Source organism: Streptomyces sp. NPDC002779, from assembly GCF_042888685.1.
GTDB lineage: Bacteria > Actinomycetota > Actinomycetes > Streptomycetales > Streptomycetaceae > Streptomyces.
In genome coordinates this window covers 57,546-81,846 of sequence record NZ_JBIAQC010000016.1, presented here as the reverse complement: position 1 = coordinate 81,846, position 24,301 = coordinate 57,546, and the positions used below count along the sequence as shown (strand labels likewise).

At 71.6% G+C, this 24,301-nt stretch carries 26 protein-coding genes; 17 read left to right on the top strand and 9 right to left on the bottom strand.

Annotated features, from left to right (window positions below):
• Nucleotides 1-31: 31 nt before the first annotated feature.
• From ACFYW5_RS32230 to ACFYW5_RS32190, 9 genes are all read left to right on the top strand, one after another.
• Nucleotides 32-625 carry a riboflavin synthase gene (locus ACFYW5_RS32230; protein ID WP_389420664.1) on the top strand — a complete coding sequence of 198 codons (594 nt, stop codon included), beginning with the start codon at nt 32-34 and terminating at the stop codon, nt 623-625.
• A complete protein-coding gene (locus tag ACFYW5_RS32225; RefSeq protein ID WP_389420663.1) occupies nt 622-1,263 on the top strand; it encodes a nicotinamide riboside transporter PnuC in 642 nt (213 codons plus the stop codon). The genes ACFYW5_RS32230 and ACFYW5_RS32225 overlap by 4 nt, the downstream gene beginning before the upstream one ends.
• The gene (locus ACFYW5_RS32220) at nt 1,260-2,549 is read left to right on the top strand and encodes a bifunctional 3,4-dihydroxy-2-butanone-4-phosphate synthase/GTP cyclohydrolase II (RefSeq protein WP_389420662.1); all 1,290 of its coding nucleotides are present in this window, start codon (nt 1,260-1,262) and stop codon (nt 2,547-2,549) included. Before ACFYW5_RS32225 ends, ACFYW5_RS32220 begins: the two co-directional genes overlap by 4 nt.
• Before the next feature lie 22 nt (nt 2,550-2,571).
• Complete coding sequence (ribH, locus tag ACFYW5_RS32215) at nt 2,572-3,057, top strand: 6,7-dimethyl-8-ribityllumazine synthase (RefSeq protein WP_389420661.1); 486 nt, start codon at nt 2,572-2,574, stop codon at nt 3,055-3,057.
• 34 nt (nt 3,058-3,091) lie between these two features.
• Nucleotides 3,092-3,364: a phosphoribosyl-ATP diphosphatase gene (locus ACFYW5_RS32210; protein WP_186285040.1), complete on the top strand. Its 273-nt coding sequence runs from the start codon at nt 3,092-3,094 to the stop codon at nt 3,362-3,364.
• A gap of 47 nt (nt 3,365-3,411) precedes the next feature.
• Nucleotides 3,412-4,260, top strand: coding sequence for an ATP phosphoribosyltransferase (gene hisG, locus ACFYW5_RS32205; protein ID WP_389420660.1), 849 nt, complete (start codon nt 3,412-3,414; stop codon nt 4,258-4,260).
• Between the two features lie 11 nt (nt 4,261-4,271).
• Nucleotides 4,272-4,715: a PH domain-containing protein gene (locus ACFYW5_RS32200; RefSeq protein ID WP_389420659.1), complete on the top strand. Its 444-nt coding sequence runs from the start codon at nt 4,272-4,274 to the stop codon at nt 4,713-4,715.
• 153 nt (nt 4,716-4,868) lie between these two features.
• Entirely contained in the window at nt 4,869-6,194 is a 1,326-nt protein-coding gene (locus ACFYW5_RS32195) for a hemolysin family protein (protein WP_389420658.1), read from the top strand.
• Nucleotides 6,191-7,252, top strand: coding sequence for a hemolysin family protein (locus tag ACFYW5_RS32190; RefSeq protein ID WP_389420657.1), 1,062 nt, complete (start codon nt 6,191-6,193; stop codon nt 7,250-7,252). Before ACFYW5_RS32195 ends, ACFYW5_RS32190 begins: the two co-directional genes overlap by 4 nt.
• 31 nt (nt 7,253-7,283) lie before the next feature.
• On the opposite strand, the gene ACFYW5_RS32185 is transcribed toward ACFYW5_RS32190, so the two are convergent.
• Together ACFYW5_RS32185 and ACFYW5_RS32180 are read right to left on the bottom strand one after the other, a co-directional pair.
• Entirely contained in the window at nt 7,284-9,146 is a 1,863-nt protein-coding gene (locus ACFYW5_RS32185) for an AAA family ATPase (RefSeq protein ID WP_389420656.1), read from the bottom strand.
• 432 nt (nt 9,147-9,578) lie between these two features.
• Complete coding sequence (locus ACFYW5_RS32180) at nt 9,579-10,229, bottom strand: uridine kinase (RefSeq protein WP_389420655.1); 651 nt, start codon at nt 10,227-10,229, stop codon at nt 9,579-9,581.
• Between the two features lie 167 nt (nt 10,230-10,396).
• Between ACFYW5_RS32180 and ACFYW5_RS32175 the strand changes: the two genes are divergently transcribed.
• The 3 genes from ACFYW5_RS32175 to ACFYW5_RS32165 all read left to right on the top strand — a co-directional run bounded on the left by ACFYW5_RS32175 (nt 10,397) and on the right by ACFYW5_RS32165 (nt 12,734).
• On the top strand, nt 10,397-11,761 hold the full coding sequence (locus ACFYW5_RS32175) for a peptidase C39 family protein (RefSeq protein WP_389420654.1): 1,365 nt from the start codon (nt 10,397-10,399) through the stop codon (nt 11,759-11,761).
• Nucleotides 11,762-11,856: 95 nt separating this feature from the next.
• The gene (locus ACFYW5_RS32170) at nt 11,857-11,997 is read left to right on the top strand and encodes an SCO1431 family membrane protein (protein ID WP_389420653.1); all 141 of its coding nucleotides are present in this window, start codon (nt 11,857-11,859) and stop codon (nt 11,995-11,997) included.
• Between the two features lie 77 nt (nt 11,998-12,074).
• A complete protein-coding gene (locus ACFYW5_RS32165; protein WP_389420652.1) occupies nt 12,075-12,734 on the top strand; it encodes a TetR/AcrR family transcriptional regulator in 660 nt (219 codons plus the stop codon).
• A 51-nt stretch (nt 12,735-12,785) separates the two neighbouring features.
• Here the strand turns inward: ACFYW5_RS32165 and ACFYW5_RS32160 are convergent, their stop codons facing one another.
• A complete protein-coding gene (locus ACFYW5_RS32160) occupies nt 12,786-14,039 on the bottom strand; it encodes a glycoside hydrolase family 18 protein (protein WP_389420651.1) in 1,254 nt (417 codons plus the stop codon).
• 323 nt (nt 14,040-14,362) lie between these two features.
• Between ACFYW5_RS32160 and ACFYW5_RS32155 the strand changes: the two genes are divergently transcribed.
• On the top strand, nt 14,363-15,535 hold the full coding sequence (locus ACFYW5_RS32155; RefSeq protein WP_389420650.1) for an acyl-CoA dehydrogenase: 1,173 nt from the start codon (nt 14,363-14,365) through the stop codon (nt 15,533-15,535).
• Here the strand turns inward: ACFYW5_RS32155 and ACFYW5_RS32150 are convergent.
• Nucleotides 15,498-15,737: a hypothetical protein gene (locus ACFYW5_RS32150; protein WP_389420649.1), complete on the bottom strand. Its 240-nt coding sequence runs from the start codon at nt 15,735-15,737 to the stop codon at nt 15,498-15,500. The two genes, ACFYW5_RS32155 and ACFYW5_RS32150, sit on opposite strands and share 38 nt — an antisense overlap.
• 156 nt (nt 15,738-15,893) lie before the next feature.
• On the bottom strand, nt 15,894-16,334 hold the full coding sequence (locus ACFYW5_RS32145; RefSeq protein WP_389420648.1) for a hypothetical protein: 441 nt from the start codon (nt 16,332-16,334) through the stop codon (nt 15,894-15,896).
• Between the two features lie 269 nt (nt 16,335-16,603).
• Between ACFYW5_RS32145 and ACFYW5_RS32140 the strand changes: the two genes are divergently transcribed.
• The 4 genes from ACFYW5_RS32140 (at nt 16,604) to fxsA (ending at nt 20,679) form a co-directional block, all read left to right on the top strand.
• Nucleotides 16,604-17,044 carry an Lrp/AsnC family transcriptional regulator gene (locus tag ACFYW5_RS32140; RefSeq protein WP_125508282.1) on the top strand — a complete coding sequence of 147 codons (441 nt, stop codon included), beginning with the start codon at nt 16,604-16,606 and terminating at the stop codon, nt 17,042-17,044.
• 48 nt (nt 17,045-17,092) lie between these two features.
• Complete coding sequence (locus ACFYW5_RS32135; protein WP_389420647.1) at nt 17,093-18,691, top strand: amidohydrolase; 1,599 nt, start codon at nt 17,093-17,095, stop codon at nt 18,689-18,691.
• 548 nt (nt 18,692-19,239) lie between these two features.
• Nucleotides 19,240-20,049 (top strand): polyprenol monophosphomannose synthase, encoded by an 810-nt coding sequence (locus ACFYW5_RS32130; protein ID WP_389420646.1) that lies wholly within the window; start codon nt 19,240-19,242, stop codon nt 20,047-20,049.
• Between the two features lie 72 nt (nt 20,050-20,121).
• Entirely contained in the window at nt 20,122-20,679 is a 558-nt protein-coding gene (gene fxsA, locus ACFYW5_RS32125) for an FxsA family membrane protein (RefSeq protein ID WP_389420645.1), read from the top strand.
• 101 nt (nt 20,680-20,780) lie between these two features.
• Here the strand turns inward: fxsA and ACFYW5_RS32120 are convergent, their stop codons facing one another.
• The 4 genes from ACFYW5_RS32120 to ACFYW5_RS32105 form a co-directional block, all read right to left on the bottom strand.
• On the bottom strand, nt 20,781-21,155 hold the full coding sequence (locus ACFYW5_RS32120; protein WP_003977404.1) for an RNA polymerase-binding protein RbpA: 375 nt from the start codon (nt 21,153-21,155) through the stop codon (nt 20,781-20,783).
• Nucleotides 21,156-21,411: 256 nt separating this feature from the next.
• Entirely contained in the window at nt 21,412-22,761 is a 1,350-nt protein-coding gene (locus ACFYW5_RS32115) for an MFS transporter (protein WP_389420644.1), read from the bottom strand.
• A gap of 43 nt (nt 22,762-22,804) precedes the next feature.
• Nucleotides 22,805-23,572 (bottom strand): glycerophosphodiester phosphodiesterase, encoded by a 768-nt coding sequence (locus ACFYW5_RS32110; protein ID WP_389420643.1) that lies wholly within the window; start codon nt 23,570-23,572, stop codon nt 22,805-22,807.
• The gene (locus ACFYW5_RS32105; protein WP_389420642.1) at nt 23,569-24,222 is read right to left on the bottom strand and encodes a YitT family protein; all 654 of its coding nucleotides are present in this window, start codon (nt 24,220-24,222) and stop codon (nt 23,569-23,571) included. Before ACFYW5_RS32105 ends, ACFYW5_RS32110 begins: the two co-directional genes overlap by 4 nt.
• Between the last annotated feature and the right edge of the window lie 79 nt (nt 24,223-24,301).

The window sequence follows — 24,301 nt, the reverse complement described above, 5'->3', positions numbered from 1 at the left end:
CGTGCCCCGATGTGGCAGGAGGACCCGGGACGTGTTCACCGGAATCGTCGAAGAGCTGGGCGAGATCACCGCCGTCGAGAACCTCGGCGACGCCTGTCGCTTCCGGCTGCGCGGCCCCGTCGTCACCGACGGCGCCCAGCACGGGGACTCCATCGCGGTCAACGGCGTCTGCCTCACGGTCGTGGACCACGAGGGCGACGAGTTCACCGCCGACGTGATGGCCGAGACCCTGAACCGCTCCAGCCTGGGCGCCCTCGGCGTCGGCTCCCGCGTCAACCTGGAGCGCCCCACCGCGGTCGGCGCCCGGCTCGGCGGGCACATCGTGCAGGGCCATGTCGACGGCACCGGCGAAGTGCTGGAGCGCAAGCCGTCCGAGCACTGGGAGATCATCAAGATCTCGCTCCCCGGTGACCTCGCCCGGTACGTCGTGGAGAAGGGCTCGATCACCGTCGACGGCATCAGCCTCACCGTCGTCGACGCGGGCCCCGACCACTTCACCGTCAGCCTCATCCCCACCACCCTCGCCCTGACCACGCTCGGCCACAAGCAGCCCGGCGACCCGGTCAACCTCGAGGTCGACGTCATCGCCAAGTACGTCGAGAGCCTCCTCGGAGCGGCCAAGTGAACTGGCTGAACTCCGAGGCGTTCGTCCTGTTCGGCCAGCACATCATCTGGTCGGACATGGTCGGCAACATCCTGGGCCTGATCACCCTCGCCCTCGGCTTCCGGCGCTCCCTGTGGACCTGGCCGGTGCAGTTCCTCTCCGGCCTCGTCCTCTTCGGCGCCTTCTACGGCCATCTGACCGGCAGCGCCGGCAAGCAGGTCGTCGTCATGGCCGTCGCGCTGTACGGCTGGTGGCAGTGGAACCGCGGCACCGCCCGGGCCGCGGACGGCAAGGTCGCCGTCCGCTTCGCCACCTGGACCGAGCGCGCCGTGATGGCCGCCGCGGCCGCCGCCGGCACCGTCGGGGTGGCCCTGCTCTTCAAGGCGTACCCGAGCCTGTCCTGGGACCCTTGGCCGGACGCCTACATCTTCGTCGGCACCATCGTCGCGATGTACGCCCAGGCCCGCGGCATGGTCGAGTTCTGGTTCGCCTGGCTCCTCGTCGACCTCGTCGGCGTCCCGCTGAACTTCGCGAACGGCTACGCCTTCTCCGGCTTCGTCTACGTCATCTACGGCGCACTCGTCCTGTGGGGCATGCGCGACTGGTGGCTGCGCTCCCGCAGGGACACGCGGCCCGTCCTGGAAGGAGCGCCCGCATGAGCAGGGTCCCTGTCCTGTACAGCAGCGACAACATCGAGAGCTGGTCGCTCGACCCCATCGAGCAGGCCATCTCCGACATCGCGGCCGGCCGCCCGGTCGTGGTCGTCGACGACGAGGACCGGGAGAACGAGGGCGACCTCGTCATCGCCGCCGAGAAGGCGACCCCCGAGATCGTCGCGTTCATGATGAGCGAGTGCCGCGGTCTGGTCTGCGCCCCCATGGAGGGCGAGGAGCTGGACCGGCTGCGCATCCCCCAGATGGTCGAGAACAACACCGAGTCCATGAAGACCGCGTTCACCGTCTCCGTGGACGCCTCGGGCGCCCACGGGGTGACCACCGGCATCTCGGCCGCGGACCGCGCCACCACGCTCCAGCTGCTCGCGAGCGGTGAGGCGGCAGCCGACGACTTCGTGCGGCCCGGCCATGTCTTCCCGCTGCGTGCCAAGCCCGGCGGCGTCCTGGCCCGCAACGGCCACACCGAGGCCGCCGTCGACCTGGCCCGCCTCGCCGGTCTGCGCCCGGCCGGCGCCATCGTCGAGATCGCCGGCGAGGACGGCCGGATGCTCCGCCTGCCCGAGCTGATCCCCTTCGCCCGCAAGCACGGCCTGACGATCATCTCCATCGAGGACCTGATCGCCTACCGCCGCTCCGCCGAGCCCACCGTCCGCCGCGAGGCCGAGGTCCACCTGCCGACCTCGCACGGCACCTTCACGGCGTACGGCTACCGCTCCACCGTCGACGGCGTCGAGCACGTCGCCCTGGTGCACGGCGCGATCGGCGACGGCGAGGACGTGGTGGTCCGCGTCCACTCCGAGTGCCTCACCGGCGATGTCTTCGGCTCCCTGCGCTGCGACTGCGGCCCCCAGTTGGACGCGGCCATGGACCGCATCCAGAGCGAGGGCCGGGGCGTCGTGGTCTACCTGCGCGGCCACGAGGGACGCGGCATCGGCCTGCTGTCCAAGCTGCGCGCCTACGAGCTCCAGGAGCGCGGCCGCGACACCCTGGACGCCAACCTGGAACTCGGGCTGCCCGCCGACGCGCGGGACTACGCGGCCGGGGCTCAGATCCTGGCTGACCTGGGCGTGCGCAGCGTCCGCCTGATGACCAACAATCCCGACAAGACCGACGCGCTCGTCCGGCACGGCATCAAGGTCACCGACCGGGAGCCGATGCCCGTCACCGCGGGCGAGCACAACCTCCGGTACCTGCGCACCAAGCGGGACCGGATGGGACACGACCTGCCCTGGCTGGAGGCGGCCCCCGTCTCCGCGTGCGGCAACCAGTAAGCAAGGGACACCGAGGAGAGACGTGAGCGGCAAGGGTGCACCGGAACTGTCCGTACAGGGCGTGGGCGATCTGCGGGTCGCCGTCATCGCGGCGCAGTGGCACGAGAAGGTGATGGACGGCCTGGTGGACGGCGCCCTGCGCGCCCTGCACGACCTCGGCATCGACGAGCCGACCCTGCTCAGGGTCCCCGGCAGCTGGGAGCTCCCGGTCGTCGCCAAGGTCCTCGCGGGCCGCGGCTACGACGCCGTCGTCGCGCTCGGCGTCGTCATCCGGGGCGGCACCCCGCACTTCGAGTACGTCTGCCAGGGCGTCACCCAGGGCCTCACCCAGGTCTCCGTGGAGACCGGCGTCCCCATCGGCTTCGGCGTCCTCACCTGCGACACCGAGGAGCAGGCCCTGGACCGGGCCGGGCTGACCGGCTCCAGCGAGGACAAGGGGCACGAGGCGGTGACCGCGGCGGTCGCGACCGCGGCCACGCTGCGTTCAGTATCCGAACCCTGGCGCTGACGAACCGGGTGCGTGGCATAGGCTGAGCGTCACCATGTCCAAGAAGACGTTCGAGGAGCTCTTCACCGAGCTCCAGCACAAGGCCGCCAACGGCGATCCCGCCACGTCCCGCACCGCGGAACTGGTCGAAAAGGGTGTCCACGCCATCGGCAAGAAGGTCGTCGAAGAGGCCGCCGAGGTGTGGATGGCCGCCGAGTACGAGGGCAAGGACGCGGCCGCCGAGGAGATCTCGCAGCTGCTGTACCACGTCCAGGTGATGATGGTCGCGCGCGGGATCTCCCTCGACGACGTCTACGCCCACCTCTGAGCCGCTGCCGCACCCCCCGTACATCTCACGCAAAGGAAGCCGACCTCATGCTGCGCATCGCCGTCCCCAACAAGGGTTCCCTGTCAGGCCCTGCGGCGGAGATGCTGCATGAGGCCGGCTACCAGCAGCGCCGCGAGTCCAAGGAACTGCGCATCGTCGACCCGGAGAACGAGGTCGAGTTCTTCTACCTCCGCCCCCGCGACATCGCGATCTACGTCTCCTCGGGCCGCCTCGACATCGGCATCACCGGCCGTGACCTGCTGATCGACTCCGCCGCCGACGCCGAGGTGATCCTCCCGCTCGGCTTCGCCCGCTCCACCTTCCGCTTCGCCGCCAAGCCCGGCACCGCGCAGGACGTCCAGGACCTGAAGGGCAGGACCGTCGCCACCTCCTACGAGGGCATCGTCGAGGGATACCTCGCCGACCAGGGCGTCGACGCCTCCGTCGTCCACCTCGACGGCGCCGTCGAGACGGCCATCGAACTCGGCGTCGCCGAGGTCATCGCCGACGTCGTCGAGACCGGCACCTCGCTGCGCAACGCGGGCCTGGAGGTCTTCGGCGAACCGATCATGAAGTCCGAGGCCGTCGTGATCCGCCGTACCGGCGCCGACGCCGAGGACCCCAAGGTGCAGCAGTTCCTGCGCCGCCTCCAGGGCGTCCTGGTGGCCCGGACGTACGTGATGATGGACTACGACTGCCGAGTCGAGCAGCTGGAGAAGGCCGTCGCCCTCACGCCCGGCCTGGAGTCCCCGACCGTCTCCCCGCTGCACAACGAGGGCTGGGTCGCCGTCCGGGCGATGGTCCCCGCCAAGGAGGCCCAGCGGATCATGGACGACCTGTACGACATCGGCGCGCGGGCCATCCTCACCACGGCCATCCACGCCTGCCGCCTCTGAAAGCACACCAGATGTCCGACCTCCCCGCACTCCCCGTCACCTTCCGGCCCGGCCGCACCCGTGCGGTCCTGCTCACCGCCGGGGCCGCGATCTTCGTGGTGATCACCGCGGTGGCCCTGCTGCTGGAGAACCTCGGCCCGGGTGAGCGCCTCAGCTTCATCCTCACCGGGGCGCTCATGTTCGGCGTCCTGGCGCTGCTCGCCCGGGTCAGGGTCGTCGCCGACGACACCGGCGTCACCGTGGTGAACATCGCCGGCAGGCGCCGGCTGGAATGGGCCGAGATCATCCAGGTGAACCTCCGGCCCGGCGACCCCTGGGTCTTCCTCGACCTCAGCGACGGCACCAGCCTGCCCGCCCTCGGCATCCAGCCCGGCATCGCCAAGCAGCAGGCCATCGCCGACGCTCGCGCGCTGCGGGCGCTCGTGGAGGCCCGCGGCACGAGGGATCTGCCCTAGACGGCCCGGTCGTGATTAATCTGTTGGCGGAGGCGTTCTCGTGACGCCTCCGCCGCTGATGTTCCTGCTACCCGAGGAGTGACTCCCTCCAGCGATGGACGGATCGTCCTGTAGTACCTGCGCCGCCCCCTCCCGGGATACCGAGGCGGCGGCATGACCACCCCCCTGCTCCTGCTCGCCGCGGCCTTCCTGCTGATCCTCGCCAACGGCTTCTTCGTGGCCGCCGAGTTCGGCCTGGTGACGGTCCAACGCCCCGACGCCGAGAAGGCCGCCGCCGAGGGCGACCGCCGCGCCCGTACCGTCGTCGAGTCGCTGAAGGAACTCTCCTTCCAGCTCTCCGGCACCCAACTCGGCATCACCATCACCTCCCTCGTGGTCGGCATGCTCGCCGAACCGGCGCTCGCGGAACTGCTCAACGGCCCCGTCACCGCCGTCGGCATCCCCGACGCCGCCGTCTCCGGGGTCGCCGTGATCGTCGGCATGCTGCTGGCGTCGGCCGTGCAGATGGTGATCGGCGAACTCGTCCCCAAGAACTGGGCGGTCTCCCGCCCCTTGCAGGTCGCCCGGTTCGTCGCGGGCCCGCAGCACCTGTTCGCGCGGGTCTTCCGGCCGGTGATCGCCGCCCTGAACTCCGTGGCCAACCGGCTCGTCCGCGCGCTCGGCATCGAGCCCACCGAGGAGCTGGCCTCCGCCCGCACCCCCGGTGAACTCGTCTCCCTGGCCCGCCACTCCGCCCGGGCCGGCACCCTCGAACAGGACACGGCCGACCTCTTCGTACGGACCCTCTCGCTCGGCGGGCTCACCGCCCAGCATGTGATGACCCCCCGGGTGAAGGTCAGCGCCCTGCAGTCGTCGGCGACCGCCGAGGACGTGGTCAACCTGACCCGCGCCACCGGCCTGTCCCGCTTCCCCGTCTACCGGGACCGGATCGACGAGGTCGTCGGCATGGTCCACCTCAAGGACGCCCTCGCCGTCCCCGCGACCGACCGGCTGCGCACCCCGGTCGGCCGGATCGCCCGGTCCGCCCAACTGGTCCCCGAGACCCTGCCGGTCCGGCCGCTGCTCGCCCGGCTGCGCAGCGAACAGCCCATCGCCGTCGTCGTCGACGAGTACGGCGGCACCGCCGGGGTCGTCACCCTGGAGGACATCGTCGAGGAACTCGTCGGTGAGGTCCGCGACGAGCACGACGGCCAGGACATCCCCGAACTCGCCGCCGCCCCGGCCGAGGAGGGCCGGCCCGCCTGGGACGCCGAGGGCAGCTGCCGCGTCGACATCCTCCGGCGGATAGGACTCGACGTGCCCGAGGGCCCGTACGAGACCGTCGCCGGTCTGGTCGCCGACCTGCTCGGCCGGATCCCGGTCCCCGGTGACAGGGCCGAACTGCCCGGCTGGCGGCTCTCGGTGCGCCAGGTCGGTCACTACCGCGCCGAGCGGGTCCGCCTCGTGCGCACCGCCCCCGTGGCGGAGGCCGCCCGATGAGCGTGCTCCAACTCCTCTTCGCCGCCCTGCTCGTGCTCGCCAACGGCTTCTTCGTCGGCGCCGAGTTCGCCCTGGTCTCCGTCCGCCGCAGCCAGATCGAACCGCTCGGCACGGCCCGCGCCCGGCAGGTGCTGTACGGCCTGGAACATCTGCCGCAGATGATGGCGGCGGCCCAGTTCGGCATCACCGTCTGCTCGCTGACCCTCGGCGCGGTCGCCGAACCGACGGTCGCCCACCTCCTGGAACCCTTCTTCGCGTGGGTCCATCTCCCGCACGCGATGATCCACCCGCTGGGGTACGTCATCGCCCTCGCGACCGTCGTCTTCTTCCACCTCGTCGTCGGCGAGATGCTCCCGAAGAACCTCGCGATGGCCGCGCCCGAGAAGGCCGCTCTCTGGCTCAGCCCGGGCCTGGTCGCCTTCGCCCGCCTGTGCCGGCCTCTCACCGCCGCCCTCGGCGCCTGCGCCCGGGGCATCCTGCGGCTCTTCCGGGTCGAGCCCAGGGACGAGGTCGAGGCCGTCTTCACCAGCGAACAGCTCAACCGGCTGGTGGAGGACGCGGGACAGGCGGGCCTGCTCGACCCTGAGGAGCAGGAACGCCTGGAGGACGCCCTGGAACTGGGCTCCCGCACGGTGACGGACGTCCTGCTGAGCCGCGAGTCCCTGATCACGGTGCCGCCCTCGGTCACCCCGGGCCGGATCGTCGGCCTGACCGCCCGCACCGGCTACTCCCGCTTCCCGGTGGTGGCGGACACGGGCGCCTTCATGGGCTACCTGCACGTGAAGGACGTACTGGACCTGGAGGACTCGGAGCGTGCGGTGCCCCAGCAGATCTGGCGCCCGATGACCACGCTGCGCCCCGAACTCCCCCTGGACGACGCCCTGACGGTGATGCGGCGGGCGGCCACCCACTTGGCGCAGGTCGCGGACGCGTCCGGCCGGGTGCTGGGCCTGGTCGCCCTGGAGGACGTCCTGGAGCTGCTGGTCGGCGAGGTGACGGACCCGGCGCACCGGGAGCTGCCGAAGCAACCGGAACCGGAACAGGTACTGGCGTCCTAGCGGGTGCGGGTGGGCACGGGGTCCGTCCCCCTCACAGGGTCGGCGGATCCTGCGGCCCGCGCCCCGACAGCACCTCTCCGTACGCCTGCATCAGATCCGGCAGCCGCAGCGTCGACAAGTCGTCCCGGGTCAGGGTCCCCGGGTACGTCGACAACCGCAGATCCCGGTACGCGCAGCTCTTCTCGTACAGCGTCCGCAGGAAGCGGCCGTTGCCGAGCTCGTCGATCCACCCCTGGTCCACGACGTGCCCGGCGATGGAGCGCAGCTCGTCCAGGGCCTCCTCGTCCCAGACGTCGCCGTTGTCGCCGGCGAGCACCTCGCCGATGGAGGTGAGCTCCTGGGGCCGGTAGGAGGGGAAGTCCACGCGGGTGGTGAAGCGGGAGGACAGACCGGGGTTGGCGGCCAGCAGGCGGTCCATGCCCTCGGGGTAGCCGGCCAGGATCACCACCAGGTGGTCCCGGTTGTCCTCCGCCCGCTTCAGCAGCACCTGCAGGGCCTCGTCGCCGTAGGCGTCGCCCTTGCCGTAGCCGGTGTTGGACAGCGAATACGCCTCGTCGACGAAGAGCACCCCGCCCAGTGCGGAGTCGATCAGCTCGTTGGCCTTCACGGCCGTCTGGCCGAGGTACTCGCCCACGAGATCGGCCCGTTGCGCCTCGACCAGGTGGTCACCGCCGAGCAGCCCGAGGGCGTAGAAGACCCGGCCCAGGATGCGCGCGACCGTGGTCTTGCCGGTGCCGGAGGGGCCGGAGAAGACGAAGTGCCGTTTCGGCGGCTGGACCGGCAGCCCCTGCCCCGCCCGCAGCCGTGCCATGTTCAACTGGGCGGACAGCGCCTTGACCTGGCGCTTGACCGGCTCCAGGCCCACCATGCGCTCGAGTTCGGCGAGCGCCTCTTCGAGTAACCCGGGGTCCGTGGGGCCCGCGAGCGGCGGCTGCCCGGGCAGGCCCGCCCGCTCGCGCACCGCCGGGTCGGGCACGGGCGGCAGCGGGCCGGGCGACGGCAGATCCGGCCCGGAGAGCTTCAGCTCACGCCCCTCGCCGAAGAACGGGTCGAGGGTGTCGGGGCCGTCGACGGAGTCCTGGCCGAACCCGGTGAGGGTGATCGGCGCGAGATCGCCGGCCTCGTCGTACCCGTCGCCCTCGGCGATGGCGGCGAGCCGGGCCGAGGTGTCCATGAAGGCGGGGTCGACCCGGTGCACGGCCCGGTACAGGGGGAGTGCGGCGGCCGACCGGCCGGTGCCCTCGTGCGCCCGCGCCAGCCAGTACCGCAACTCCTTGCGCTGCGGCTGCTCGCTGCGGCAGCGCATCAGGGCCGCCGAGAGCAGCGGTTCGGCCTGGCCGTACATCTCCAGCCGGACCCGGGCCATGCCGCCGAACAGTCCGGCCTCGATTCCGAGCATGGGGTCGTCGAGCAACGGGTCGGTGTGCCGGACGAGTTGCTCCCAGTCCTTGACCAGATAGGCCCGGCAGGCGTGCAGGAAGCGGACCTGGGCGTCGGCGTCCACCGGCGGCAGTCCGGCGAGCGCCCGGTCCAGCTCCGGCACATGCCGGCCGTCCAGCCAGTGCGAGGCGTGCGCGAGCAGCAGATCGCGCGGGCTCTCCAACACCGGCTGCACCCACCAGCCGAGCCAGTACCAGGAGTTGAGGGTGCGGCGGTGCCGGGCGCGCTGTTCGCCGAAGCGGTCCCGGTGCCGGAACATCCGCAGCAGCGCGGTCGTCGTGTCGACGCGCAACGCGTGCAGGCCGAGCCAGCCGTCGGCCATGCCCGGATCCATCCGCACCGCGGTGCGGAACTCCTCCTCCGCCTGCGGATAAGCGCCCATGGTGTAGGCGTCCACGCCTCGCAACCAGGCGAGGTCGGCCGGGGCCTCCGGGCCCTGCGTGCCGAAGTCCATCACGTCCCCCACAAACCGTGCCCCCGTCGGTTGACCACCGGGCCGTCGCCCGTCGGCCTCGAGAACAGAACCGCCGTACTGCGGACCGGAGTTGCAACGGTGCGTGGAGCTGCAGTCCCAGGTCGCACCGAGGGCATCGTACCTGCGGGGGTGCGGCCCGCCCCAGGGTGCCGCACCGGCCGTTTGGCGAGGTGGGAGCAGTCGGGGGCGCGGCGGCCGGTAACCGAGGGTGAGCGAAACACGGCTCGGCGCGGCCGGAAAAGGGGGGTGAGGGCAGAACGAAGCCCCCGATCACGGGGGAACAACCGGGGGCTTCGCGTCTGGCGGGCGGTCCGCATCGACCGCACATTGAGAACGTAAGACCTGTACGGCCCTTGGGTCAAGCGGAGTTGGGGCCCTGCGGCGAGTTCTCGCCGACCCCTCTTCACCACTTCACCACAGTGCGGAGGGGTCCTCACTCAGCGTGATGGCGTGGTCCGTTTTCAGGGTCCCGGCGGGCCCGGAACGCAGCTCGTACCCCTGGGCGCACTGCCGTACCAACCCGTCCGCGAAGGGTCGTGAGGGGTCCTCGGTGAAGTGTTTCTCTTCCGCTGCGACCCAGCCGTCCCAGAACTCCCGCTGCTCCTCACCGTCCCGCGACCGGCCGCGCGACCAGGCCTCGGCCGGCGGCAGCTCCATCCACAGCAGAAAGGCCAGATATGGCCGTAGCGCGCGCCGCCCGGCGCCGACGCCCTCGACGAGGACCACCGGGGCGGGCGGCAGGGGCACGGGGTCCCGGAAGCGGCGGGCGTGCCAGTCGTAGGGGGCGTAGTGGGCGGTTCCGCCGCGGGAGAGGGGCTCGATCACCTGGGACACGAGCCGGCCCGTCCAGTCGAAGAGCTCGTCATGGCAGGCGATGTCGTCGAGCCGCAGCACCGGCGCCCCGCCCAGCGCCCGCGCCAGCCGCCCGGCGAAGGTCGACTTCCCGGAGCCGGCGTGCCCGTCGATCCCGATCAGCCGGACGGGACCGCAGGACGCGGGGAGGCGGTGGAGGAGTGCGGTGAGGTGGTGGATGGCGGTTCCCGGGGTGAGTGGGGCGGGCACCGGAAGTCTAGTGACGCGGCACCCCGGGTGACGTCAGTGGTCGAGGCCAATATTCCTGGCGCGGCATGCCCGGAAGTGCTGGCAGGAGGCGTCGGCTGCGGCCATAGTTGGCGCACACACCGTGCACTGGACCTGCCCCGACTCGGACACCTGGGGGTCTTTCGCCCATGAGCAGATCCGAACAGCCGTCCCGCAGAACCGTCCTGACCGCCGCGGTCGCCGCGGCCGTGACCGGCACAGCGGGCGCGGTCCCGGCCGTGGCCGCCCCCACCGGAGCGGCCGGCCCCGCGCACTCCGCGGCCGGCCAGATCGACAACCGCGCCTGGACGACGTACACCGACTGGCGCTCGGGCACCGGCAAGGGCACCCGTGCCGTCGCGGGCCCCCGTCCCGGCGTGGCGATCGGAGCCCCCGTCGGCCTCGCCGACTACACCGACCCGCACACCGGCACCACCGCCACCTGGGAGTACGCGACCTGGACCTCGCCCGTCCACCGGCTCGCGGTGCCCTCGACCGAGGCCATCGCCTCCTGGAACGCGCACACCCCGGACGGCACCTGGCTCCAGGTCGAGCTGAAGGGCACCTACTCCGACGGCACCGACACCCCCTGGTACGTCATGGGGCGCTGGGCCGCCGGTGACCAGGACATCAGGCGGACCTCCGTCGACGACCAGACCGACGACAAGTCCACGATCTGGACCGACACCTTCGCCATCGACGACCCGGCGACGGGCCTGCGGCTGACCTCGTACCGGCTGCGGCTGACCCTCTACCGCAAGCCGGGCACGAAGCGGACCCCGACCGTGTGGCGGCTCGGTGTCATGGGCTCCGACGTCCCGGACCGCTTCACCGTCCCGGCGAGCACGCCCGGTCTCGCCCAGGAACTGGCCGTTCCGCGCTACTCGCAGGAGATCCACGTCGGCCAGTACCCCGAGTACGACAACGGCGGCGAGGCCTGGTGCAGCCCCACCTCCTCGCAGATGATCATCGAGTACTGGGGCGGCCGGCTCACCGAGGAGCAGCTGGCCTGGGTCGACCCGGGCTTCGCCGACCCGCAGGTGTGCCACGCCGCCCGGTTCACCTACGACTACCAGTACGCGGGCTGCGGCAACTGGCCCTTCAACGCGGCCTACGCGGCCACCTTCAAGGACCTCCAGGGCGTGGTCACCCGGCTCGGCTCGCTGACCGACCTGGAGACGCTGATCGCGGCCGGGATCCCGGCCATAACGTCCCAGTCGTTCCTGAAGGAGGAGCTGACGGGGGCGGGCTACGGCACCTCGGGGCACCTGATGACGGTGATCGGCTTCACCGCCGAGGGCGATGTGATCGCCAACGATCCGGCCTCGCCGAGCAACCCGGCGGTGCGGCGGGTGTACCGCAGGCGGGAGTTCGAGAACATCTGGCTGAGGACCAAGCGGTACAACGCCAGCGGAAAGGTCGCCTCGGGCACCGGAGGCGTCTGCTACCTGTACTTCCCGGCGCGTCTGTCCGCGCGGCAGTGCGCGGCGCTCGCGGCGGTGGGTGTGCGCTGAGACGTCGTAGGACGGCCCCCGGACTCCCCCCGGGGGCCGTTCGCTGTGACCAAGCTCTCGGCCACAAAAGCCCTGCTCGGTGGCAAGGTGGACGGATGACCACGAATGCAGCCACGGTCGCCCGCGTCCGCACCGGCGGCCCCACGGAAGACGGACCGAAGATCCTCGAACACGTCATGGGGTGGACCCTCGTCGTGGTCGTCGCGATGCTGGTGACCCAGCTCGGCCTGCTCTGACTTGATGTGATCTGACACATATTCGAACCTGCCATACTGCGGGGGTCCCGCCGCCCCGCTCGAGACCAGGGTCGACATTGAAGAGTGAGCAGCACGCTGCCGTCCTCCGCCCCCGGGCGCGCGGCACCGAGCGATCGGCGGCCCGCCGCGCCGAACTCATCGCCATCGGGCGGAGGTTGTTCGCCGACACCTCCTACGACGCCCTGTCGATGGACGACATCGCGCGGCAGGCGCAGGTGGCCAAAGGGCTGATCTACTACTACTTCCAGTCCAAGCGCGGCTACTACCTGGCGATCATCAAGGATTCCGTCGACGACCTGGTCACCTACGCGGCGAGCGGCGTCGAACTGCCCCCGGTGGACCGGGTCCACCGCACGATCGACAGCTATCTGCGCTACGCCGAGCACAACCAGGCCGCCTACCGCACGATCGTCAGCGGCGGGGTCGGCTTCGACACCGAGGTGCACGCCATCCGGGACGGGGTGCGCGAGGCGATCGTCGCGACCATCGCCGAGGGCGCGTACGGCCGTACCGACATCTCCCCGCTCGCCCGGACGGGCCTGCTGGCCTGGGTGTGCGGCGTCGAGGGTGCCGCCCTGGACTGGACGGGCCGGCCCGGCCTCTCCCGTGACACCATGCGCGAGCTGCTGGTGAAGACCCTGGGCGGCGCCCTGCGCGCCATCGAGGAGCTGGACCCCGCCTACCCGGCCCCCGGGCCCGCTCGCCGCGAGGCATGACGAAGGGGCGGAGTCTCGTGGTCTCCGCCCCCAGGCCCCCCGTGTCAGGGGTCAGTTGATCGCCTTGATGAGCTCACCGTTCGCGGTGTCCCCGCTGAGCTCCCAGAAGAAGGTGCCGGCCAGCCCCTGCTGGTTCTTGTACGCCATCTTGGCCGCGATGGTCGCCGGGGTGTCGTAACTCCACCAGTCGGAGCCGCACTTGGCGTACGCCGTGCCGCCCACGGTGCCGGTCGCCGGGCACTTGGACTTCAGGACCTTGTAGTCCTCGATGCCCTGCTCGTACGTACCCGCCGCCGGGCCGGTCGCGGTGCCGCCGGGGGCCGACTGGGTCACTCCGGTCCAGCCGCGGCCGTAGAAGCCGATGCCGAGCAGGAGCTTGGAGGCGGGGATGCCGAGGCTCCTGAGCTTGGCGATGGTCGCCGAGCTGTGCATGCCGGCCTTCGGGATGCCCGGGTAGGAGGTCAGCGGGGAGTGCGGAGCCGTCGGACCCTTGGCGTCCCAGGCGCCGAAGTAGTCGTAGGTCATGGGGTTGTACCAGTTGACGTACGGGGCCGCGCCCGCGTAGTCGGCGGCGTCGATCTTGCCGCCGGCGGTGGCGTCGGCGGTGATCGCCGCGGTCACCAGGTTGCCGGTGCCGAACTTCGCGCGCAGCGCCTGCATCAGGTTCCTGAAGGCCGCCCGGCCGCTGGTGTCGCAGGTCAGGCCGCAGGCGTTCGGGTACTCCCAGTCGATGTCGATGCCGTCGAAGACGTCCGCCCACTTGGAGTTCTCGACCAGGTCGTAGCAGGACTGGGCGAACGCGGCCGGGTTCTGGGCCGCCTGGCCGAAGCCGCCGGACCAGGTCCAGCCGCCGAAGGACCACAGCACCTTGAGGTTCGGGTGCTTCTTCTTCAGCTCGCGCAGCTGGTTGAAGGTGCCGCGCAGCGGCTGGTCCCAGGTGTCGGCGACGCCGTCGACCGACTCGGCCGCGGTGTAGGTCCGCTCGGTGGCCGCGTAGGAGTCGCCGATCGCGCACTTGCCGCCGGTGACATTGCCGAAGGCGTAGTTGATGTGCGTGAGCTTGGCCGCGGAACCGGACGTCTCGATGTTCTTGACGTAGTACTTGCGGTCGTAGGTGCCCCATTCGGTGAAGTAGCCGATCACCTTGGAGCCGGCCGCGGCCCCGGGAGCGCTCGCTTTCGAGGGGGCCGCAGCGGGGGCCGACGCGGTGGCCGAACCCGCCCCGGCGAGCAGTCCGGCGCCGAGGACGGCCGCACAGGCGGCGGAGACCAGCGCCCGGAACCGGGTGCGGTGGGGAATGTGCATCGGGTGTCTCCTCGTGGGGGAGAGGGGGACGTGCGCCGATTGGCATGAACGCGGTAAGCGTTGCCCGCACAGTAGGAGGACTAGACCAGTCGGGTCAATGGTTCGGACCAATTTCGCGCGGCTTGAGTTTTCTTGGAGTAAGCGGTCGTTAACTGGTGACTCGGTGCCTCCGATCGGGCATACTCACAGCGCACAGCCGCTGGTCAGCAGCTTCCGCGACCCGGGAGTGCGAGCCGTCGGCCGCACCATGTGAGACCTGGCGGAGCCGCCCCACCCAAGGCGCACGTCCGCCGATGCGCCCGACAAGGGAGGAGAGCGTCGCCATGCCCGACCGCGCCCCGCAGCCGGTGGACCGGCAACTGCCCACGGACGAGGCCCGGGATCTGATCTCGCTCGTCCGCGACATCGCCCAGCGCGAGATCGCCCCGAAGGCGGCCGAGGAGGAGGACGCCGGACGCTTTCCGCGCGAGGTCTTCTCCCTGCTGTCGGAAGCGGGCCTGCTCGGACTGCCCTACGACGCCGAGTACGGCGGCGGCGACCAGCCCTACGAGGTCTACCTCCAGGTCCTCGAAGAGCTCGCCATGGCCCGGCTCACCGTCGGCCTCGGCGTCAGCGTGCACACCCTGACCTGCTACGCCCTCGCCGCCTACGGCACCAAGGAGCAGCAGGTCGAGCACCTGCCCGCGATGCTCGGCGGCGGCCTGCTCGGCGCCTACTGCCTGTCCGAGCCGTCCTCCGGCTCCGACGCCGCCTCCCTGCGCACCAAGGCGGTGCGCGACGGCGACCACTGGGTGATCACCGGGACCAAGGCCTGGATCACCCACGGTGGCATCGCCGACTTCTACACGGTCATGGCCCGCACCGGCGAGGAGGGCCCGCGCGGAATCACCGCCTTCCTGGTGCCCGGCGACGCCGAGGGGCTGAGCGGGGCCGCGCCCGAGAAGAAGATGGGCATGAAGGGCTCGCCGACCGCACAGGTCCACTTCGACGGAGTGCGGGTGCCGGACGAGCGGCGGCTCGGCGAGGAGGGGCAGGGCTTCGCCATCGCGCTGTCCGCGCTGGACTCCGGGCGGCTCGGCATCGCGGCCTGCGCCATCGGCGTGGCCCAGGCGGCGCTGGACGAGGCGGTGGCCTACGCCTCGGGGCGGCGCCAGTTCGGGCGGCCGATCTCCGACTTCCAGGGGCTGCGCTTCATGCTGGCCGACATGGCGACCCAGATCGAGGCGGGCCGGGCGCTGTACCTGACGGCGGCCCGGCTGAGGGACGCAGGGCGGCCGTTCGCCAAGCAGGCGGCCATGGCCAAACTGCACTGCACCGACACCGCGATGCGAGTGACCACGGACGCCGTGCAGGTCCTCGGCGGGTACGGCTACACCGCCGACTTCCCGGCCGAGCGCTACATGCGCGAGGCCAAGGTGCTCCAGATCGTCGAGGGCACCAACCAGATCCAGCGCATGGTCATCGCCCGTCACCTAGCGGGTCCCGAAGGGCGCTGAACTCACCCGGCCGCACCGTCGGCGCCGCCAGCCGGATCCACTCCGGGTCGTGGCGGCCCGGCAGCGTGCGGCCCCGGTCCGCCCAAGTACGCATCAGATCCCGGTAGATGGGCGGGTCCTGAGGCGGCGGCGGAACCGATTCTGCGGGGGGCGGCACGAAGACGCGCCGCGGACGCCCGGTCGTCGAATAGGTGGGGGTCATACCGGGGCAACGCGGCGGCGACCGGACAGGTCACCGATCCGGCGAATCGGCTCTGCGTTCGCCCATGTCCCTGCCTCCGCGGGCATACCAGTCCCGCACCACGGCAACCTGCGCGCGGGGTGCGGGACTTCGGTGTGCTTCCGGTACGAGGACCGCTCAGGCGGCGTGGCGTCGCATCACCGGCACGCGCATCGGGCGGGAGCCCGGGCCGCCGACGTGCGAGAAGGGCTGCGTCCGCCAGTCGAGTCCCTGAGGGAGCGTCAACAGCAGGGCGGTGTCCTGCTCCTGGGGTTCGGCCGACTCGTCCGCGGGGCGGGCGTCGGCGGCGCGACGGCCGGTGCCGGCGCACACCGTCAGACCGAAGGGGTTCCACGGCGAGGCGCACAGCGCGTGCTCGGGCAGTACCTCCTCGTCCGCCAGCAGCGCGATGGGCTGCGCGCAGTCCGGGCAGATCACCCGGTACATCTCGAAGGTGTCGTACGCGTCGAACTCCTCGTCGGCGAAGTCGGCGTCGGGTTCGACGCCCTCCGGCTCGGGCTCGATGACAAGCTGCGGGCGCTTGGGTGCGGTACGACCAGGGCGCTTAAGACTCTGCATGGGATTCTCCCCCTCGGGCTGGGCCGTTCAGGCACTGCGGCCTCGACCACAGCAAGCACTTCCCGTCCCGCCTGGGCGGTAATCACGAGAACATCACGGAGCCGGTCCGAGGGCTGTGGTGTTCGTCACATGCCGCTCGCAGGTGCCCGAGGCGGCCGGTTTGTCCCCTCGGGCGGCTCACCGGCCGCTCCCGGTCACATCACGAACCGGGTATGACTGGGGCCGCTCAGGTATCCGAGGAGGTCAGGGGCACTGTAGGTTCTAGCGCCATGGAGGAGCTGGACCGACAGATCGTGCAGCTGCTCGTCAAGGACGGGCGGATGAGCTACACAGACCTGGGCAAGGCCACGGGCCTGTCCACGTCGGCCGTGCACCAGCGGGTGCGACGGCTCGAACAGCGTGGCGTCATCCGTGGCTACGCCGCGGTCGTGGACCCCGAGGCCGTCGGGCTGCCCATGACGGCGTTCATCTCGGTGAAGCCGTTCGACCCCAGCGCGCCCGACGACATCGCGGAACGGCTGGCCGGGGTTCCCGAGATCGAGGCCTGCCACAGCGTCGCCGGCGACGAGAACTACATCCTCAAGGTGCGGGTGTCCACGCCCCACGAGCTGGAGGAGCTGCTGGCGCGGGTGCGTTCGCTGGCGGGGGTGTCGACCCGGACGACGGTCGTGCTGTCGACTCCGTACGAGGCCCGCCCGCCGCGCATCTGACCCCACCTGCGTGCCGGGCGGCCGGGGCGAGGCGGGAGACTGTTCCCCATGAGTGAGCGCAGCCCCGAGCCCCAGACCGTCCTGCTCCGCCAAGGAGAGGTCCACAGCCCCGCCGACCCCTTCGCCACCGCGATGGTCGTCGAGCGCGGGCAGGTCGCCTGGGTCGGGTCCGAGGGGGCCGCCGACGCCTTCGCGGACGGGGTCGACGAAGTGATCGACCTGGACGGCGCGCTGGTCACCCCGGCCTTCACCGACGCCCATGTGCACACCACCGCCACGGGCCTCGCCCTGACCGGCCTCGACCTGTCCGCCGCCCCCACCCTGGAGGCGGCCCTGGACCTCGTACGGGCCTTCGCCGCCGCCCGCCCGGACGACCGCGTCCTGCTGGGCCACGGCTGGGACTCCGCCCGCTGGCCCGGCGGCCGTCCGCCGACCCGGGCCGAACTCGACGCGGCCACCGGCGGGCGGCCCCTCTACCTCTCCCGGATCGACGTCCACTCCGCGGTCGTGACCACCGCCCTGCTCGACCTGGCGTCCCTGAGCCGGGTCGACGGCCCCCTCACCGCCGACGCCCACCACGCCGTACGCGCCGCCGCGCTCGGCGCGGTCACCCCGGCCCAGCGCGCCGAGGCGCAGCGCGCGGCCCTCGCCCACGCCGCCTCCCTCGGCATCGGCACCCTCCACGAGTGCGCGGGCCCCGAGATCTCCTCCGAGGACGACTTCACCGGGCTGCTGCGGCTCGCCGCCGAGGAGCCCGGCCCCCGGGTCGTCGGCTACTGGGCCGAACAGAACGTCGCCAAGGCGCGGGAACTCGGCGCGGCCGGTGCCGCGGGCGACCTCTTCGTCGACGGAGCCCTCGGCTCGCACACCGCCTGTCTGCACCAGCCCTACGCCGACGCCGGGCACACCGGCATCGCGTACCTGGACGCCGCCGACGTCGCCGCCCATGTCGTCGCCTGCACCGAGGCGGGGCTCCAGGCGGGCTTCCACGCGATCGGCGACGCCGCCGTGACGGCCGTCGTCGAGGGGGTACGGGCCGCCGCCGAGCAGGTCGGCCTCGCCCGCGTCCGGGCCGCCCGGCACCGGGTGGAGCACGCCGAGATGCTCACCCCCGAGACGATCGCCGCCTTCGCCGAGCTAGGCCTCACCGCCTCCGTGCAGCCCGCCTTCGACGCCCTGTGGGGCGGCGAGGACGGCATGTACAGCGCTCGTCTGGGCGCCGAGCGGGCCCGCACCCTGAATCCCTTCGCGGCCCTGCTGCGGGCCGGTGTGCCGCTCGCCTTCGGCTCCGACAGCCCCGTCACGCCGCTGGACCCGTGGGGCACGGTCCGCGCCGCCGCCTTCCACCGGACGCCCGAGCACCGCGTCTCGGTCCGGGCGGCGTTCACCGCGCACACGCGGGGCGGCTGGCGCGCGACCGGACGGGACGACGCGGGGGTGCTGGTCCCCGGCGCACCCGCCGACTACGCCGTCTGGCGCACCGGCGAGCTGGTGGTGCAGGCCCCGGACGACCGGGTCGCCCGCTGGTCGACCGACCCCCGCTCCGGCACCCCCGGCCTGCCCGACCTCACCCCGGGCCGTGACCTGCCCGTCTGTCTGCGCACGGTGGTGGGCGGACGGACGGTGTTCGTACGGCCGGGCGAGTGATCTCCCGGGCGGTGCGTGCCGCCGATCCGGTGCCGCCGCGTCGTCGGTCGACCCCGGCGTCCGCCGCGCTGACCAGGGCATTGAGGGACGACCCGCAGGTCGAACGGCTGTTGACAGCCGACGGCAGGGGGCCGGTAGGTTCGGCCGAGTCCACCACCGGACGCCCGACCAGGAATGCGTGAACGTTCCGGTAACTCGTCGCTACGCCGCTGGGTCAGGGACGGTGTGCCGCACCGGGGCACCGCCACTGGCAGCCAGGCTCAGCGCCCGCACCACGGCGAGGGAACGTTCCGGCCGGTCGGGGAGGTGTGACCCGGGTGGGGCCCGGGCGCTCAGTAGACAACGGCTTTCGGTCGACCCGCAGCCAGCGGGCCCCAGGTCGGCCCGAAGGGCGCCGGGCCCCCATCCGCAGCGTGCGCACATGATCCGAAAAGCACATACGTACCCCGCTCTTGTGGAATCGACACCACCATACGAACGTGATGTCACGTAATCGCAGGCCGCGCCCACTATGGTGGACGTCTGCGGACGCACACGAAGGGGCAGTAGTGAACGACGGCGACGGGATCCGTGAGACGGAGGTCTCGGGGAGGCGGTTCGGTCCGCTCGGCACCGCGTTGGTGATCATTCCGACCTACAACGAGGCGGAGAACATCAAGGCGATCGTCGGCCGGGTGCGCTCGGCCGTGCCCGAGGCGCACATCCTCGTGGCCGACGACAACAGCCCCGACGGCACCGGCAAGCTCGCCGACGAACTGGCCGCCGGGGACGACCACGTCCAGGTGCTGCACCGCAAGGGCAAGGAGGGCCTCGGCGCCGCCTACCTGGCCGGATTCCGCTGGGGTCTGGAGCACGGCTACGGCGTCCTGGTCGAGATGGACGCCGACGGCTCGCACCGCCCCGAGGAACTGCCCCGGCTGCTGACCGCGCTGAAGGGCGCCGACCTGGTCCTGGGCTCCCGCTGGGTGCCCGGCGGCCGCGTCGTGAACTGGCCCAGGAGCCGTGAGTTGATCTCCCGCGGCGGCAGCCTGTACTCCCGGGTGGCCCTCGATCTGCCGCTGCGCGACATCACCGGCGGCTACCGCGCCTTCCGCCGCGAGACCCTGGAGGGCCTCGGTCTCGACGACGTCGCCTCGCAGGGCTACTGCTTCCAGGTCGACCTCGCCCGCCGCGCGGTCAAGGCCGGCTACCACGTCGTCGAGGTGCCCATCACCTTCGTCGAACGCGAGCACGGTGACTCCAAGATGAGCCGCGACATCCTCGTGGAAGCCCTGTGGCGGGTGACCACCTGGGGCGCCCAGGAACGCGCGGGCAAGCTCCTCAGCCGGGCGAAGCCGCAACCGCCCCGGTCCTCCTAGTGCTACGGCCGCTCAAGCCCCGTTGATCGTGCCCTTATCCCGCGCTGAGCCGGGTCCAGGCACACTGGACGCATGACGACTGGCGCACCGACTCCCACGCACCCCGCCCGGCCCCGGCGCTCCCGGCTGCGCACCTTTCTGCCGCTGGGCATCGTCGCCTGGCTGGTGCTGGAGATCTGGCTGCTGACCCTGGTCGCGGGGGCGGCGGGCGGCCTGACCGTCTTCCTGCTGCTGCTCACGGGTCTGGTGCTCGGCACCATGGTGATCAAGCGGGCGGGTCGGCGCGCCTTCCAGAACCTCAACGAGGCGCTTCAGCGGGGCGGCACCCCGGCCCCCTCCGGCGGGGGCAACGGCCTGATGATGCTCGGCGGTCTGCTCCTGATGCTGCCCGGCCTGATCTCGGACGCGCTCGGTCTGCTCCTGCTGATCCCGCCGGTGCAGAAGGCCCTCGGGCGGTACGCGGAGCGCACCTTCGACCGCAAGCTCCGCGAATCCGGGGCGGGCTCCCTGGGCGGCGCCTTCCAGCAGGCTCGCATGCAGCGGCCCGACGGGAAGGTCGTGCAGGGTGAGGTCATCAGGGACGAGCCCGGGGACACCCGCGAGGGGCCGCGCCCGCCGCTGACGTACTGAGCCGGGGGCACGCGGAAAACCGCGGGCGCCGTACGAAGAACGTACGGCGCCCGCGGTTCATTGCTGTCTTGTGCTGGATCGGGGTTCCGGCCCCGGGGGGACTAGGCCGACTTGCGGCTGTCCCTCGGGTGGACCGCGATGTTCATCGCGCCGGAACGCAGTACGGCCAGGCGCTCCTCGAGGACCTCTTCGAGCTCCTCACGGGTGCGCCGCTCCATCAGCATGTCCCAATGGGTACGCGCGGGCTTGGCCTTTTTCTCCTCAGGGCCGTCGCCGTCCACGAGGAGTGCCTGGGCCCCGCAGACCTTGCACTCCCACTCCGGCGGAATCTCCGCCTCGACCGAGAAGGGCATCTCGAAGCGATGTCCCTTCTCGCATGCGTACTCCACGGCCTGGCGCGGGGCCAGGTCGATGCCGCGGTCCGTCTCGTAGCTGGTCACCACGAGGCGCGTGCCGCGAAGAGCTCGCTCACTCATGAATCGTGCCTCCCGGGCTTGTCGCCCACAGGACAGGTGTCGCTGTCGTCGTCATCCGGTCAACGTCCGGTCGGCGGTAAAGATTCCCGTTCCGGGGTCATGCGTCGCCGTCGTAGCCGCCCCTTGTTGTACCCACCTGCGCCCGGTTTGTCACATCTGCTAGCAGATGTCACCCAGCGTTTCGGCATCTTTGACGCGCAGTAACGGTACGCCTGGCAGGCCAAACGCGTACACTACAGCCCTTTCGCGCCGAACGCTAAATCCTCGCCGGAACCGGGTTCCCCGCGTCGCTGATCGCCTGCCGCACCGGAACCCGCGCGAGCAGCACGAACCCGAGCGCGAAGAAGGCCACCAGCGAGATGATCGCGTCGCGATAACTCCCGGTCAGCTGATAGGTGAGCCCGAACAGCAGCGGCCCGAGCCAGCTCGTCCCGCGGTCGCTCACCTCGTACGCCGAGTAGTACTCGGCCTCCTTGCCCGGCGGTACGAGATGGGAGAACAGGGAGCGGGACAGGGCCTGGCTGCCGCCGAGGACCAGGCCGATCCCGGCGGCCAGCACGAAGAACCACACGGGTGCCCCGGCGGGCAGGAAGTACCCGGCGGCCAGGGTCACCGTCCAGGCGACCAGTGACCCGAGGATGGTGCGCTTGGCGCCGTACGTCCGGGCGAGGCGGCCCATGAGCAGCGCCCCCGCCACCGCCAGCACCTGGACCAGCAGCACCGCGCCGATCAGCGTGGACTGGCCGAGCCCCAGCTCCTTGGCGCCGTAGATCGAGGCCTGGGAGATCACCGTCTGGATGCCGTCGTTGTAGACGAGGTAGGCCAGCAGGAAGGCGAGGGTCAGCGGGTGGCGGCGCATGTCCCGCAGGGTCGCCGCGAGCTGCCGGAAGCCGGGGGCGGTGGTGCGCTCGGCGGGGGAGGAGCGGCGGTCGCGCAGTCGGCGCAGCGGCACCAGGGTGAAGGCCCCCCACCACAGGCCGGCCGCGGCCAGGCAGATCCGCACGGCCGTGGTCTCCGAAACGCCGAAGGAGTCGTGCGCCAGATACACCACCAGGTTCGCGACCAGCACCAGGGCGCCCGCCGCGTACCCGAAGGCCCAGCCCCGGGAGGACACCGCGTCACGCTCCTCGGGCGGGGCGATCTGCGGCAGATAGGAGTTGTAGAGCATCATCGCCACGGACTGGGCCGCGTTCGCGACGATCAGCAGAGCGCCGCCGAGCAGGTACCGGTCGCCGTCGAGCAGGAACATGCAGATCGTCGCCGTGGCCCCGGTGTAGGCGGCCGCGGCCAGCAGCGGCTTCTTCCGGCCGGAACGATCGGCGGCGGCGCCGACCAGGGGCATCACCAGGACGGCCACGATGACCGACAGGGACACCGAGTAGGCGAAGAAGGACCCCGCGCGCACCGGGATGCCGAGCGGGTGGACGAAGCCGTCCGCGTCGGCGGCCGCCTCGGCCACCGAGGTCAGATAAGGCCCGAGGAACACGGTGAGCACGCTCGTCGAATAGACGGAACACGCCCAGTCGTAGACGTACCAGCCGCGCTGCTCGCGCCGCCGCCCCGCGGCCTCCTCGGCCGCCGTCGTCACCGTGGTGCCGGTGTCCACCCCGCGCCCTCGCTTCCCCGTCCGGGCGCGGGTCGCAGAGGTCTCAGACCCAGACGCCCCGGTCCTCCATGACCTTGCGCAATGTCTCGATGTGATCGGTCATGATGCCATCGACCCCCAGGTCCAGGAGCCGGTGCATCCGGTCCTCTGCGTTGACCGTCCACACATGCACCTGGAGCCCGTACGCGTGGGCGGCGCGCACGAAGCGGTGGTCGACGACCTGGATGCCGGACTGCGTCTCGGGTACCTGCGCGGCGATCGCCGACCGGCGCACCGCCGCGGGCATCCCCCAGGAGCGCAGCCGCAGACCGAGCACCCCGCGCGTGCCGTACGACGTCGCCAGCCGGGGACCGGCCAGCCGCTGGGCCCGTACGACCCGTGCCTCGGAGAAGGAGCCGAGGCAGACGCGGTCCCAGGCGCCGGTGCGCTCCACCAGGTCGAGGAAGGGCAGCAGCGCGGACTCCGCCTTGACGTCCACGTTCCAGCGGGCCTCGGGGAAGGCCTCCAGCAGCTCCTCGAACAGCGGCACCGGCTCCTGACCGGCCACGCGCGCGTGCCGTACGTCCGCCCAGGGCAGGTCGGCGATCCGGCCGGCGCCGTCGGTCACCCGGTCCAGCGTGGCGTCGTGGAAGGCGACCAGCTTGCCGTCGCGGGTGCAGTGGACGTCGGTCTCCAGGTACCGGTAGCCCAGGTCCACCGCGCGCCGGAACTGGCGCAGGGTGTTCTCCAGACCGGCCGCCGCCCCGCCCCGGTGGGCGAAGGCGAGCGGACCGGGGTGGTCGAGATAGGGGTGGCGTATCGGCGTGCTCACCGTCGCAGTATCGCGCGCGGGGGTTGACCGGTGGCAACGACGGTGCTGCCGCCGGGTGCCGTGGGGACGGCGAAGACGCGCAGGAAGAGCTGGGCGAGCGGGCCGATGGTCAGCGCGTACAGCAGGGTGCCGACCCCGATCGTGCCGCCCAGGAGGAAGCCGGTGACGACCACCACGACCTCGACGCCGGTGCGCATCAGCCGGATCGAGCGGCCGGTGCGCCGGTGCAGGCCCGTCATCAGGCCGTCGCGCGGCCCCGGTCCGAAACGGGCGGCGATGTAGAGGCCGGTGGCCACGCCGTTGAGGACGATGCCGGCGAGGAGAAGGGGTATCCGGACGGTGAGGGTGTGCGCCTCGGGAAGGGCGGCCAGTGTGCCGTCCATCGCGATGCCGACGACGAAGACGTTGGAGACGGTGCCGAGGCCCGGCCGCTGGCGCAGCGGGATCCACAGGAGCAGGACCGCGGCACCGACGACGATCGACACGACGCCGATCGTCAGACCGGTCAGCTCGGCCAGGCCCTGGTGCAGCACGTTCCAGGGTTCGAGGCCGAGGCCGGCTTCGACGAGCAGCGCCGAGCTCGCCCCGTAGAGCGCGAGACCCGCGTACAGCTGGATCAGCCGTCTCCCGAGACGGTCCGTAGTGGACAAGAGGGTCCCCCTGTGGTGGTAGTGGCCTGCCTCATGACACCCTGTGGCTTGAGGAGAACGGCCATCCAGGGCCAATCCG

Excerpts from the sequence above, each read along its gene's own strand:
- ACFYW5_RS32120 (WP_003977404.1), bottom strand. The coding sequence starts at position 21,155 with ATGAGTGAGCGAGCTCTTCGCGGCACGCGCCTCGTGGTGACCAGCTAC.
- hisG (WP_389420660.1), top strand. The coding sequence starts at position 3,412 with ATGCTGCGCATCGCCGTCCCCAACAAGGGTTCCCTGTCAGGCCCTGCG.
- ACFYW5_RS32190 (WP_389420657.1), top strand. The coding sequence starts at position 6,191 with ATGAGCGTGCTCCAACTCCTCTTCGCCGCCCTGCTCGTGCTCGCCAAC.
- ACFYW5_RS32160 (WP_389420651.1), bottom strand. The coding sequence starts at position 14,039 with ATGCACATTCCCCACCGCACCCGGTTCCGGGCGCTGGTCTCCGCCGCC.
- ACFYW5_RS32145 (WP_389420648.1), bottom strand. The coding sequence starts at position 16,334 with ATGCAGAGTCTTAAGCGCCCTGGTCGTACCGCACCCAAGCGCCCGCAG.
- ACFYW5_RS32135 (WP_389420647.1), top strand. The coding sequence starts at position 17,093 with ATGAGTGAGCGCAGCCCCGAGCCCCAGACCGTCCTGCTCCGCCAAGGA.
- ACFYW5_RS32175 (WP_389420654.1), top strand. The coding sequence starts at position 10,397 with ATGAGCAGATCCGAACAGCCGTCCCGCAGAACCGTCCTGACCGCCGCG.
- ACFYW5_RS32170 (WP_389420653.1), top strand. The coding sequence starts at position 11,857 with ATGACCACGAATGCAGCCACGGTCGCCCGCGTCCGCACCGGCGGCCCC.
- ACFYW5_RS32195 (WP_389420658.1), top strand. The coding sequence starts at position 4,869 with ATGACCACCCCCCTGCTCCTGCTCGCCGCGGCCTTCCTGCTGATCCTC.
- ACFYW5_RS32210 (WP_186285040.1), top strand. The coding sequence starts at position 3,092 with ATGTCCAAGAAGACGTTCGAGGAGCTCTTCACCGAGCTCCAGCACAAG.
- ACFYW5_RS32140 (WP_125508282.1), top strand. The coding sequence starts at position 16,604 with ATGGAGGAGCTGGACCGACAGATCGTGCAGCTGCTCGTCAAGGACGGG.
- ACFYW5_RS32220 (WP_389420662.1), top strand. The coding sequence starts at position 1,260 with ATGAGCAGGGTCCCTGTCCTGTACAGCAGCGACAACATCGAGAGCTGG.
- ACFYW5_RS32185 (WP_389420656.1), bottom strand. The coding sequence starts at position 9,146 with ATGGACTTCGGCACGCAGGGCCCGGAGGCCCCGGCCGACCTCGCCTGG.
- ACFYW5_RS32200 (WP_389420659.1), top strand. The coding sequence starts at position 4,272 with ATGTCCGACCTCCCCGCACTCCCCGTCACCTTCCGGCCCGGCCGCACC.
- ACFYW5_RS32150 (WP_389420649.1), bottom strand. The coding sequence starts at position 15,737 with ATGACCCCCACCTATTCGACGACCGGGCGTCCGCGGCGCGTCTTCGTG.
- fxsA (WP_389420645.1), top strand. The coding sequence starts at position 20,122 with ATGACGACTGGCGCACCGACTCCCACGCACCCCGCCCGGCCCCGGCGC.
- ACFYW5_RS32155 (WP_389420650.1), top strand. The coding sequence starts at position 14,363 with ATGCCCGACCGCGCCCCGCAGCCGGTGGACCGGCAACTGCCCACGGAC.